The sequence below is a fragment of the Hyphomicrobium sp. GJ21 genome (assembly GCF_001006785.1).
Lineage (GTDB): Bacteria > Pseudomonadota > Alphaproteobacteria > Rhizobiales > Hyphomicrobiaceae > Hyphomicrobium_B.
In genome coordinates this window covers 926068-938209 of sequence record NZ_CDHO01000003.1, presented here as the reverse complement: position 1 = coordinate 938209, position 12142 = coordinate 926068, and the positions used below count along the sequence as shown (strand labels likewise).

Annotated in this window: 12 protein-coding genes; 8 read left to right on the top strand and 4 right to left on the bottom strand. The window is 62.2% G+C overall.

Annotated elements, in window-relative coordinates:
• From HYPGJ_RS12750 to HYPGJ_RS12730, 5 genes are all read left to right on the top strand, one after another.
• Positions 1-1287, top strand: coding sequence for a glutamate-5-semialdehyde dehydrogenase (locus HYPGJ_RS12750; protein WP_046847488.1), 1287 nt, complete (start codon positions 1-3; stop codon positions 1285-1287).
• A 78-nt stretch (positions 1288-1365) separates the two neighbouring features.
• Positions 1366-1965 (top strand): nicotinate-nucleotide adenylyltransferase, encoded by a 600-nt coding sequence (locus HYPGJ_RS12745; RefSeq protein ID WP_046847487.1) that lies wholly within the window; start codon positions 1366-1368, stop codon positions 1963-1965.
• 144 nt (positions 1966-2109) lie between these two features.
• The gene (rsfS, locus tag HYPGJ_RS12740) at positions 2110-2538 is read left to right on the top strand and encodes a ribosome silencing factor (protein WP_244466118.1); all 429 of its coding nucleotides are present in this window, start codon (positions 2110-2112) and stop codon (positions 2536-2538) included.
• A gap of 63 nt (positions 2539-2601) precedes the next feature.
• The gene (gene rlmH / locus HYPGJ_RS12735) at positions 2602-3084 is read left to right on the top strand and encodes a 23S rRNA (pseudouridine(1915)-N(3))-methyltransferase RlmH (protein WP_046847486.1); all 483 of its coding nucleotides are present in this window, start codon (positions 2602-2604) and stop codon (positions 3082-3084) included.
• Positions 3085-3090: 6 nt separating this feature from the next.
• Positions 3091-3627, top strand: coding sequence for a DNA-deoxyinosine glycosylase (locus tag HYPGJ_RS12730; RefSeq protein WP_046847485.1), 537 nt, complete (start codon positions 3091-3093; stop codon positions 3625-3627).
• Here the strand turns inward: HYPGJ_RS12730 and HYPGJ_RS12725 are convergent.
• From HYPGJ_RS12725 to HYPGJ_RS12715, 3 genes are all read right to left on the bottom strand, one after another.
• Complete coding sequence (locus HYPGJ_RS12725) at positions 3606-4430, bottom strand: SDR family NAD(P)-dependent oxidoreductase (RefSeq protein ID WP_046847484.1); 825 nt, start codon at positions 4428-4430, stop codon at positions 3606-3608. The two genes, HYPGJ_RS12730 and HYPGJ_RS12725, sit on opposite strands and share 22 nt — an antisense overlap.
• 117 nt (positions 4431-4547) lie before the next feature.
• Complete coding sequence (locus HYPGJ_RS12720; RefSeq protein ID WP_046847483.1) at positions 4548-4937, bottom strand: META domain-containing protein; 390 nt, start codon at positions 4935-4937, stop codon at positions 4548-4550.
• A 37-nt stretch (positions 4938-4974) separates the two neighbouring features.
• Complete coding sequence (locus HYPGJ_RS12715; protein ID WP_046848387.1) at positions 4975-6654, bottom strand: acyl-CoA dehydrogenase family protein; 1680 nt, start codon at positions 6652-6654, stop codon at positions 4975-4977.
• 323 nt (positions 6655-6977) lie between these two features.
• On the opposite strand from HYPGJ_RS12715, the gene HYPGJ_RS12710 reads away from it, so the two are divergent.
• Complete coding sequence (locus HYPGJ_RS12710) at positions 6978-7862, top strand: YihY/virulence factor BrkB family protein (RefSeq protein ID WP_046847482.1); 885 nt, start codon at positions 6978-6980, stop codon at positions 7860-7862.
• Between the two features lie 85 nt (positions 7863-7947).
• Here HYPGJ_RS12710 and ccrA read toward each other — a convergent pair whose 3' ends face one another.
• Positions 7948-9267 (bottom strand): crotonyl-CoA carboxylase/reductase, encoded by a 1320-nt coding sequence (gene ccrA, locus HYPGJ_RS12705; RefSeq protein WP_244466117.1) that lies wholly within the window; start codon positions 9265-9267, stop codon positions 7948-7950.
• 256 nt (positions 9268-9523) lie between these two features.
• On the opposite strand from ccrA, the gene HYPGJ_RS12700 reads away from it, so the two are divergent.
• Both HYPGJ_RS12700 and HYPGJ_RS12695 read left to right on the top strand, forming a co-directional pair.
• Positions 9524-9898: a hypothetical protein gene (locus tag HYPGJ_RS12700; RefSeq protein WP_046847481.1), complete on the top strand. Its 375-nt coding sequence runs from the start codon at positions 9524-9526 to the stop codon at positions 9896-9898.
• Positions 9899-10034: 136 nt separating this feature from the next.
• Positions 10035-12050 carry a protein meaA gene (locus HYPGJ_RS12695; protein WP_046847480.1) on the top strand — a complete coding sequence of 672 codons (2016 nt, stop codon included), beginning with the start codon at positions 10035-10037 and terminating at the stop codon, positions 12048-12050.
• The last annotated feature ends 92 nt before the right edge of the window (positions 12051-12142 follow it).

The window sequence follows — 12142 nt, the reverse complement described above, 5'->3', positions numbered from 1 at the left end:
ATGAACAAACCGGAGCGCATCGAAAACGAGACCGCAGAGCTGATGCGCGGCATCGGACAAGCCGCGAAGGCTGCGAGCCGCAGGCTTGCGATCGCGACGCCGGAGGAAAAGAACGCGGCGCTTGTCGCGGCGGCGAAAGCTCTGCGCGCAGCGACGCCCAAAATCCTCGCGGCGAACGCGCAGGACATCGAAGCCGCGAAAGCCGCAGGCCGACCGGATGCGTTCGTCGATCGGTTGCTGCTCAACGAGAAGCGCATCGACGGCATCGCCGCCGGTCTTGAAGAGATCGCAGCACTTCCCGATCCCGTCGGAACCGTGCTGGCGGAATGGACGCGGCCCAATGGCTTGAAGTTTCAGCGCGTGCGCGTGCCGCTCGGCACGATCGGCATCATCTACGAAAGCCGCCCGAACGTAACGGCCGATGCGGGCGCGCTGGCGCTCAAGGCCGGGAACGCGGCGATCCTGCGCGGTGGTTCGGAAAGCCATCATTCGAGCGTCGCGATTCATGCCTGCCTGGTTGAAGGCCTTCGCGCGGCTGGTTTGCCCGAAGCCGCGATCCAGCTCGTTCCGACAACGGATCGCGAAGCCGTCGGCGCGATGCTGCGCGGCTTGGACGGGTCGGTTGATGTCATCGTACCGCGCGGCGGCAAAGGATTGGTAGAGCGCGTGCAGAGCGAAGCGCGCGTTCCGGTCTTCGCGCATCTCGAAGGTATCTGTCACACCTATGTCGATCAGGGTGCGGACCTGAAGATCGCCGTGCCGCTGGTCGTCAACGCCAAGATGCGGCGCACGGGAATTTGCGGCGCGACCGAGTGCCTGCTCGTCGACAAGAATGCGCGTACCGATCTCTTGTCGCCGATTGTCAAAGCCCTGCTCGACGATGGTTGCGAAGTGCGTGGCGACGAGGCGACGCAAAAGGTCGATCCTCGCGTCAAGGCGGCTCAGCCCGATGACTACGGCAAGGAATTTCTCGATGCCGTTATCGCTGTGAAAACGGTCGATGGAGTCGACGGCGCCATCGAGCACATCGCGCGCTATGGTTCGCAGCATACCGATGCGATCATCACGGAATGCGAGGCGACAGCGGAGCGGTTTTTGAACCGCGTCGACTCCGCGATCGTTCTCGTCAACGCATCGACGCAGTTCGCCGACGGCGGCGAGTTTGGTTTCGGCGGCGAGATCGGCATCGCGACGGGCAAGATGCATGCGCGTGGGCCGGTCGGCGTCGAGCAGCTCACGAGCTTTAAGTACAAGGTGCGAGGCACCGGCCAGACGCGGCCGAAGTAGCGCTACGGATGAGGCACGTCTGATTTGACGCGAAAGATTCCGCAGCAGAGTTTTGGATCGCTTCGCGTCCATCCGCCGATGTGCCTTCCTGGTCAACGGATCGGGATCATGGGCGGCTCTTTCAATCCGCCGCATGCTGGGCATCGCATTGCAGCCGAAGCCGCGATGAAGCGTTTGGGACTCGATCAGCTGTGGTGGCTGATCACGCCCGGCAATCCGCTCAAGTCGCGCGATGGTCTGTCGGCGCTGGACGGCCGGATGGCATCGGTCCGGCAGTTCGCCGTCGGTCCGAAAATGAAAGTGACGAGCTTTGAGCGCGAACTCGGCACGAGTTTCACGGCTGCGACGCTGGCATACTTGAAGCGGCGGTATCCTGGCGTGCGCTTCGTGTGGGTGATGGGCGCCGACAATCTCGCGTTCTTCGACCGTTGGCAGCATTGGCGGAGCATCGCCGATCTGATGCCGATCGCAGTGGTGGACCGGCCCGGCTGGCGGTTGCGAGGCCTGTCGTCGCCAGCCGCTCTCGCGCTTTCGCGCTGGCGCATTCCTGAATCCGAGGCCCATGGACTGGCTGCCAGAAAGCCGCCGGCCTGGGTACTGCTGACGATCCGTCTTTCGGACCTTTCGTCGACGGCGTTGCGTAGCGCCGCGCGCTCTGAGCCAGAGCATGTCAGTTAAGCCATTAAAATTTATGACGTTTTCGCGACAGACGGCTTCCGGATTTCATTTGCGGGCTAGGGCGACGCCGTTTAATATAACGCCAACCCGGAATCGGCCGGGCCGTCTGACATGCGGGACCAATCAGCAAAGGATGCTTACCGCTTGATCCGAACCACAGCCGAGGCCGCCCGCAAGGGTAGCTCTCAAGCCCAGTCCGCCGCCAAGGCGCCGGATTCGGCCGCTCTCCTCGAAGACGTCGTCCATTGGCTTGACGACGCTAAAGCCGAGGAAATCGTTTCCATCCCTCTCAAAGGCAAGTCTTCACTCGGCGACTTCATGGTTGTCGCGTCCGGTCGTAACGACCGGCATGTCGGCGCTATCGCCGAGCAGCTGCGCGACAAGCTCAAAGCGCGCGGTGAGGCTCGCGTGAGGGTCGAGGGATTGAACGCCTGCGATTGGGTCCTGATCGACACGGGCGACATCATCGTCCACGTCTTCCGACCCGAGGTGCGGGAATTCTATACCCTCGAGAAGATGTGGCAGGCGGATATCCCCGCCGATGCCTCGCGCGGCGACAGCTCGCAGCACTGAGCCTCGCGTCGCGCTCCTAATTGTTGTTTTGCGCGGTTCGCTTGGTGACCGCGGGCGGTTTTCATGCGCATTTCGCTCCTCGCCGTCGGCAAGCTGAAAGACGCCGAGGAGCGGGCGATTTCTGATCGTTACGCCAAGCGCTTCAACGGCGCGGGCCGGTCCATCGGATTGGGGCCGATCGATATTCGCGAGTTGAACGAAAGCCGGCAGGCGAGCGCCGATGAGCGCAAGCAAGATGAAGCGGCGCGGCTTTTGAAGGATCTGGCGGCCGACACGTTCGTCGTCGCGCTCGATCCTGCAGGCAAGTCCGTCGGCAGCGAAGCTTTCGCGCGCACGCTCGGCGAAAAACGCGACGGTGCGGTCAAAACGTGCGCGTTCCTGATCGGTGGGCCGGATGGGCACGGTGCGCAGGTTTTGAAGTCAGCTGGAATGACGCTGTCGCTTGGTTCTCTGACGCTGCCACATGGTCTCGCGCGCGTCGTGCTGCTCGAGCAGCTTTACCGGGCGGCGACCATTCTATCAGGGCATCCTTATCATCGGGCGTGATGCGTTATGCCGGGAGCGAAGGCGAAATACAGCTTTCCGCCGATCGTCACGGCGGACGCGCATCTGCTTATTCTCGGCACGCTGCCGGGTGAGGAATCGCTGCGACTGCAGCAATACTACGGGCATCCGCGCAATCATTTCTGGCCGCTGATCGCCGCGATTTTCGGCGAGGCTGTGCCATCCGACTATTCTGCGCGGATCGCTCTTCTAAAGCGCCACGGTTGCGCGCTTTGGGACGTGCTGGAAAGCGCGGAGCGCATCGGAAGCTCGGACGCCGCCATTCGGAATGCGATCGTTAATCCGTTCGCGGCATTTCTCGCCGACTATCCGAACATCCGGACGATCGCGTTCAATGGCCAAAAGGCGCGCGACTTGTTCCGCCGTCATGTCGTGAAGCCGGGACACGTGCCGGAACAGGTTTGCGCGATGATCGATCTACCGTCGTCGAGCCCGCTCTACACGAAATCGCTTGAGGAGAAGCTCGGCGTTTGGCGGGCCAAACTGGCGGGATCGCTGGTGGCTCAGAAGCGCCGGGCGAAATAGTCGATGCCGAACTGCGGCAGCAGGCGGCGCATCGCGGCGGCGATCAGCGTCGGCGTCGTCACGTAGTAATGCGCTTTCGGGCGGCTGCTTTCGACAGCATGGATCAGGCGTTTGCTCACGGCCTCGGGCTCCAGCTTGAACGATATCTGGCCGCCGGCCTTCATCTGCTCGAGCCGCGTTCGATAGACGTCCCGGTGCGGAGAGTTGTCGATGTCGATCGTCGCGAGCAGCCGCGCGACGGAATGCTCGACGAAGCGCGATCGGATCGGGCCAGGCTCGATCAGCGACACGCCGATGCCGGAGCCTTCGAGTTCGAGCCGTAGCGAGGTCGTCAGTGCTTCGAGTGCGAACTTCGACGCGCAGTAGGCACCGCGATACGGCGCGACGACCATTCCCAAGACCGAAGAGCAATTGACGATGCGTCCGGCGCCGTTCTTGCGCATCGACGGAATGAGCCGTCGTGTCAGATCGTGCGTTCCGACGAGATTGACTTCGAGCTGTTCGCGCAGGAGCGCTGGGGTCAAATCCTCGACAGCACCCGGTTGACCGTACGCCGCGTTGTTGAACAACGCATCCAGGTGTCCGTGGGTCAATTCCAGCGCGCGAATGGCGCATGTTGCGATCGATTGCGGATCGGCCAATTCGAGCCGCAGAACTTCGAGGCCTTCGTACGTGTTGAGGCGGTTGAGGTCTTCGGCGTTCCGGGCCGTCGCGATTACGCGCCAGCCGCGCTGTTTCATCGTTCGGGCGGCGTCGAGGCCGATGCCGGACGAGCATCCGGTGATGAGAATTGAGCGTGCCATGAAAGCCCGGTTAGCAACGTGAATCGAGGACGGTGTTCGTCCTCGTGTATAGGCTCACGGACGCAACTGCAAAGGCGCAAAAATTTTGCAGGGTTGGAACGGCTTTAGGCGCGAAGGTCACTTCTTGAATTTCAGGATCACCTTGCCGCTCTCGTCCTTGAGGCTGACGAGAGAGCCGTCGGTCGTGAACGACCGCGCGGCCTCGAGAGCGGCGAAGTATTGCGCTTCCGTTTCGGATTTGCCTTCGCAGAACATCTTCGTCGAGGCCAACGGTCCGATCTGGATCGCGTCGTCCTCGATGCTGATAGGACCGGTGAAGCGATTGCAACCGCCGGTCCCGGAGGCTTTGTCCGACGTAAAGTCGAGCGTCAGTCCATCGACGGCTTTGCCGTTGAGTTCGACGGCGATCCAGCTGGCCGCCGGCGCGCCTTCGTCATCTTCAGCGAGGGCAGGGGCGCCGGCCGCGAAGGTCAGCGCCGCCATGAGGACTGCCGTTGTGAATTTCATCGGGCTCGGCTCCTCATTCCCTTGGTAAGGCTGTCACTCAGTTGGCGTTTTCGAGCAAGCGGCGTGCGATGACCTGTGCCTGAATTTCGGCGGCGCCCTCGAAGATGTTGAGGATGCGCGCATCGCAGAGTACGCGGCTCACCGGATATTCGAGTGCGAAGCCGTTGCCGCCGTGGATCTGCAACGCGTTGTCGGCGTTGGCCCACGCGACGCGAGCACCGAGCAGCTTCGCCATGCCCGCTTCGAGATCGCAGCGGCGTCCGGCGTCCTTCTGGCGTGCGGAGAAGTAGGTGAGCTGGCGCGCGATCATCGTTTCGACGGCCATCATCACGACTTTGTTGCGGACGCGCGGGAAGGCGTAGATCGCCTTGCCGAACTGGTTGCGTTCCAGCGCGTACTTGAGGCCGAGATCCATCGCGCACTGGGCGACGCCGACGGCACGGGCTGCGGTCTGGATGCGCGCGCCTTCAAAGGTGTTCATCAGCTGCTTGAAGCCCTGACCTTCGGCGCCGCCGAGAAGATTGGCCGCCGGGACTTCAAAATTGTCGAAGGAAATGTCGTATTCCTTCATGCCGCGATAACCGAGAACCTCGATCTCGCCGCCGGTCATGCCTTCGGCCGGGAATGGGTCTTTGTCGGAGCCGCGCGGCTTTTCGGCGATGAACATCGACAGGCCCTTGTAGCCCGGCTCGTTCGGGTTGGTGCGCGTCAGCACGGTCATGATGTCGGCGCGGACCGGGTGCGTGATCCACGTCTTCTGGCCGGTGATCTTGTAGACGTCGCCGTCTTTCACAGCGCGCGTTTTGAGCGAGGCGAGGTCGGAGCCGGTGTTCGGCTCTGTGAAGACGGCGGTCGGCAGGATTTCGCCGGATGCGATCTTCGGGAGGTATTTCTCTTTCTGCTCGGGCGTGCCGTTGTGCAGGATCAACTCGCCCGCGATTTCGGCGCGCGTGCCGAGCGAGCCGACGCCGATGTAGCCGCGCGACAGCTCTTCCGAGGCAACGCACATCGATTCCTTGCCGAGCGCCATGCCGCCGAATTCTTCCGGAAGCGACAATCCGAAGACGCCGAGTTCGGCGAGCTTCGCGATGACGTCGAGCGGAATGTATTCGTTCTTCAGGTGCCACTCGTGCGCGTGCGGATAAACTTCATCGAGGCAGAAGCGGCGCATCAGGTCCTGAATCTGAGCGTGCGTTTCGTCGAGGCCGGTGTCGCCGAACGTCATCGCTTCCGGCTGGGCCGCGATCAATTCGCCGAGGCGCGCCTTCACCGGTTCCGAGCCGCCTTCGGCAACGAGATCGGCGATCGAATCCTCGAAGCGGCGGAGATCGGCCTTCGGCACGCCGAGCGCGTCGGGACGGGCGATCTCGAGCTGGCTCATCGGAATGCCGCTGGAGATCTGGGCTCCGTATTCCGCGAATGCGGCGATCAGGAGGAGTTGTTCGAATTCGCCGAAGCGGCCTTCGCCGGAGAGGCGGCTCGCCCAGTCGTGCATCTGGCGAAGGCCTTCGACGGCGGTCGCGAGCCATGCGAGCCCGTGCGCGGTGTGCTGCGCGTTGTCGATGCCGCCGGCTTCCTGAATCTTGACGCGGACGCCGGCTTTCGCTGCCTGCAGGATACGATCGGCGCCGGTGACGGCTTCGCCGCAGCGCTCGATCAGTTTCTCGGAACCGGCGTGCAGAATAGAGGTTCCGGCCTTCAAGGGCGCGACGGACATGGATTTCTCCTGAAAATAGCTGGGAGCGTTGGCTCGAGCCGCGATGCTCATTCGCCACGCCACGAACAGTTTACTAGCGGCCGGAAATAAGCCAACTGGTCGTCCGCCGCAACCGGTACTGAGCCGCAGCTTGGCGGTCCGGGGCTCATGCGGCCGCCTCACTGGGCAGCCTGAGGGCTGGCGGTTAACGGATCGAACGCAGGTAGAAAAACCTGTGTCTGAAATGCAGCCCGAGCGGACCAGCTGCTTTAAGGATTATGGACCTCCGGAACCTCAGCAACTAGGTTCCGCGGCGAACGGCAGGCCGGGAGACCAAACAAACGATGAAGCGCGCGCGCAGATTGTTCGAAGCCATCTATCGGCTCTACGAGCATTCCGGGTTCGCCATGGCGGGTGCAGTCGCGTTTTCCTTCGTGGTGTCGATCTTTCCGTTTTGCATCTTCTTGGGCGCGCTGTCCGGCGTGTTCGGTGGGCGGGAACTGGCGCAGGATGCCATCAACCAGCTCTTCGCCATTCTGCCTGAGCCGGTCGCCAAGGGCATCGCGCCGGAGATCGAGGCGGTGATGGGATCGCGGCGTATCGATCTTCTGACGGCCAGCGGATTTCTGGCGCTGTTCTTCGCGACGAGCGCGATCGAGACGCTGCGTGCGGCGCTCAACGGAGCCTATCGCGTGCACGAAAAGCGGCCGTATCCGCTCTGCCTGCTGATCAGCATGCTGTTTGTTTTCGTCAGCGCGATTTCGACGCTGGTTCTGACGTGGGCGGTCGTCGTCGGCCCGAGCGTCGTCGGTCCGGCAATCGCGTCGCAGTTCCAGTCGGAATGGATCAAGCGCCTCTTCGACTCGACGGCGCTGGGTCCGGGCGTTCGATATGGGCTCGCCGGTGCGGTGATCGCGGCGCAGCTCTGCGCCTTGCATTTATGGCTGGCGGCCGGCCGTCGTCGCCTGGCTGACGTGTGGCCGGGCGTCCTGCTGTCGATCGTGCTCTGGCTGGCGCTGGCGGGACTTTGGTCGCGGTATCTCGCGATTACCAACTACTCGCTATTCTACGCGGGTCTTTCGCAGCTGATGATCGCGCTGATCTTCTTTCAGTTCACGGCGATCACGATTTTGCTTGGCGCGGAGTTCAATCGCGGTGTCAGCGAAATGAAGCGGATGCGGCGTGAAGCGGCCGAGCGTGCAGCCTTTCACGGTGGTTCGCCGAGCTGAGAGCTTGGGGATCTATCCCCTCCCGTCGAGGGGAGGGGATAGAGCATTCGTTTAGGGCCGATGCATAAGCCTTGGCGCGGGCGCCTTAGCCTAGCCGGGGACCGGCTTCGATGACGTCCTCGAGCGTGCGAAGTCCAGTCGTCGGAGCCGAGACAAGAACGGCCATGTTGCCGGGTTTATGCTCGTTACGCATCATCCGCATGTGCGCCTTGGGGATCTGCTCCCAAGACAGAACTTCCGACATGCAGGGATCGATGCGGCGCTCGACGACGAGCTTGTTGGCCTGCGAAGCCTGCGCGAGGTTCGCGAAGTGCGAGCCCTGGACGCGCTTCTGATGCATCCACAAATAGCGCGCGTCCATCGTCAGATTGTAGCCGGTGGTGCCGGCGCAAATGACGACCATGCCGCCGCGCTTCACGACCTGCACCGAGACGGGGATCGTTGTTTCGCCGGGATGCTCGAACACGCAATCGACGTTCACGCCTTTGCCGGTGATGTCCCAAATCGCCTTGCCGAAGTTGCGCATCTCCTTCAGCCAAACATTGTACTCGGGCGAATTGACCTTCGGCAGCTGGCCCCAGCACTTGAAGTTTTTGCGGTTGATGACGCCCTTGGCGCCCAACTGCATGACAAAGTCTCGCTTATCGTCATCCGACACGACGCCGATGGCGTTCGCGCCCGATGTCGCGCAAAGCTGTACGGCGAATGCGCCAAGGCCGCCTGCAGCGCCCCAGACGAGCACGTTATGGCCGGGCCGCAGCACGTGCGGACGATGGCCGAACAACATGCGGTAGGCCGTCGCGAGCGTAAGCGTGTAGCAAGCGCTCTCTTCCCAGGTCAGATGTTTCGGACGCTCGAGAAGCTGGCGGTCCTGTACGCGGCAGAACTGCGCGAACGACCCATCCGGGGTCTCGTAGCCCCAGATGCGCTGGCTCGGCGAAAACATGGGATCGCCGCCGTTGCATTCCTCGTCGTCGCCGTCGTCCTGATTGCAATGAACGACAACCTCATCGCCGACCTTCCAGCGCTTCACCTTGGAGCCGACGGCCCAGACGATGCCGGACGCATCCGAGCCCGCAATGTGGTAGGGCTGCTTGTGAACGTCGAACATCGAAATCGGCTTGCCGAGCGAGGCCCAGACGCCGTTGTAGTTCACGCCCGCCGCCATAACGAGAACCAGCACGTCGTGGCTGTCGAGCTGCCACGTCGGAACGACCTCGACCTGCATGGCTTTATCGGGTTCGCCTTCCCGTTCCTTGCGGATCGTCCAGGCGTACATATTCTTTGGTACGTGTCCGAGAGGCGGGATCTCGCCGATCTCGTAGAGGTCTTTCTTGACCCCTGCCTCTAGCGGGTGGGCAGCGGCCGCCGCCTCATTTTTCGTTGCCACGTTTTGGCTCGCCATTGATATTGCTTCTCCCGACTTTCCCCGCGATGAGGGGCCGTTCTGGCTCGTCTTCTTCGCGCTTCCCCTGCGGTCCGGTAAAGGGGGTCGCAGTATGAAGCACGTTTTTGCGCTGCAATGAAGGGGGCTCAAACCTGACGTTAACCGAGGATCAAGAACTCCTTAACCGGGGACGTCTAGGTTTTAGCGTGTACAAGAACTGATACTTTTTGCCACCCGCACATTCGCCGCACGCCTTTCGACCGGATGATCCGACATGCAAGACCTGCTGTGGCAGATCAGAGAAACTGACGCGTTCACGTTCTATATCGCTATCGCGTTCGCGGCCGCCGTTTTCTGGTTCATCCGGGAAATCGTGAACGCGCCGGTGCTGGCCATTGTGTCCGTGCCGTTTTTGCTGCTCGGAGGCATTCTGGCTCCGATCGGATTTCGGAGGGCGATGGTCTCGCTGACTTATGATCGCGATACCAATACCGCCGCGACCGTGGCGGTCGGGGTGGTGGCCGCACTCCTCGTGATTGTAAGTGTCAAATGGCTCTGGGCGCTGTTGCTCGAACATCAGGCGCGCCGCGCGCGTATCGAGCCGGTCGCCGCCCATTCACCGACCCGGCGCTTGCCGTCGAACCGATAGCTTGATTTTGGTATAAGCCGGGCGTTATCAAGTCGGCAAAACGCGGCGAACTGCCGTTTTTGCGTTTCCGCGACATTCTATTACCTTACAGCCCCTGATCCTAGCGACTGTTCCTGAGCCGAGAGACGCCGTTCGCATGTCCGAATCCAAGACTGCAAGTCCAGCCAAAGCAAAAGACGGCAAGGTCGAGCGCGAGAAGCCTTGGCTGTTTCGGACCTATGCCGGGCACTCGACCGCGGCAAAGTCTAATGAGCTTTATAAGAAAAACCTGGCCAAGGGTCAGACGGGCCTGTCGATCGCTTTCGATCTTCCGACGCAGACGGGCTACGATTCCGATCACGAGCTGGCGCGCGGCGAAGTCGGCAAGGTCGGCGTTCCGGTCTCGCATCTCGGCGATATGCTGACGCTGCTCGACGGCATTCCGCTCGACCAGATGAACACGTCGATGACGATCAACGCGACCGCCGCGTGGCTGCTGTCGCTTTATATCGCCGTCGCCGACCAGACGGGTGCATCGCGGCTGAAGCTTACCGGCACGATCCAGAATGACATCATCAAGGAATATCTGTCGCGCGGCACCTACGTGTTTCCGCCGCAGCCGTCGCTCCGGCTGATCAAGGACACGATCGTCTTTTCGACGAAGAACGTGCCGAAGTGGAATCCGACGAACGTCTGTTCGTACCACTTGCAGGAAGCCGGCGCCTCGCCCGTGCAGGAACTCGCCTACGCGCTGGCGACGGCCATCGCCGTGCTCGACACCGTCAAGGCATCGGGAGAGGTGCCGCCGGAAGAATTCGGCAACGTGGTCGGCCGCATTTCGTTTTTCGTGAACGCGGGCATGCGCTTCATCACCGAGATGTGCAAGATGCGCGCGTTCAACGAGCTTTGGGACGAGATCGCGCGCGATCGCTATGGCGTCGAAGACCCCAAGCACCGGCGTTTCCGCTATGGCGTGCAGGTCAACTCGCTCGGCCTCACCGAGCCGCAGGCTGAGAACAACGTCTATCGTATTCTGCTGGAAATGCTGGCCGTCACGCTGTCGAAAAACGCGCGTGCTCGCGCCGTTCAGTTGCCCGCCTGGAATGAAGCGCTGGGATTGCCGCGGCCGTGGGATCAGCAATGGTCGCTCCGCATGCAGCAGATCGTGGCGTATGAGACGGATCTGCTGGAATATGGCGATATTTTCGACGGGTCGGTCGAGATCGCGAAGAAGGTCGCGGCGCTGAAAGAAGAGGCCAAGGCCGAGCTTGCGACGATCGACAAGATGGGCGGCGCGGTCGCGGCTATCGACTACATGAAGCGCAGGCTCGTCGAAAGCGGTACGGGCCGGCTTTCGCAGATCGAAAGCGGCGAGTTGACCGTCGTCGGCGTCAACCGGTTCAAGGAAACAGAGCCGTCGCCGCTGTCGGGCGGAACGGATGCGATCATGGTCGTCGATCCTGCTGTCGAAGCCGAGCAGATCGGGCGCCTCAAGGCCTGGAAAGCCAATCGCGACGCCAAGAAGGTTGCGGCGGCGCTGGCAGAGGTCGAGCGGGCGGCGAAAGAAGGCATAAACATCATGGATTCGTCCATCGCCGCCGCGAAAGCCGGTGTCACGACGGGCGAGTGGGGCACGACGCTCCGCAAGGTCTTCGGCGAATACCGTGCCCCGACCGGCGTCGCGCAGGCGGCCGTCGTGCGCGAGGGTTCGCAGCTTGCAACCGTTCGCGAGTCCGTGAACGAGGTGTCCGATCGCCTCGGACGCCGCATCAAGTTTCTTGTCGGCAAGCCGGGTCTCGATGGCCATTCAAATGGCGCCGAGCAGATCGCCGTCCGTGCCCGCGACGTCGGCATGGAAGTGGTCTACGAGGGTATCCGGCTGACGCCCGCGCAGATCGTGCGCGCCGCCGTCGACGAAGCGGTGCACGTCGTCGGATTGTCGATCCTGTCGGGGTCGCATGTGCCGCTCGTCAAGGACGTCATGGAGCGGATGCGCAAGGAAGGCCTCGACGATGTGCCGGTGATCGTCGGCGGCATCATTCCGCCAGCAGACGAGAAGGCCTTGAAAGCGTTCGGTGTTGCGGCCGTCTACACGCCGAAAGACTTCCAGCTGAACGACATCATGGCGGATATCGTCCAGCTGGTTGACCAGCACACCAGTGCGGCGGCTTGAGGCCGTACCGATCGGGCGGGGCTAACGCGCCTTTATTCTCGCTTTGATTTTTATCGTGGATTTGCCGCGCCGGGCGATGACGTTCTCAGGCC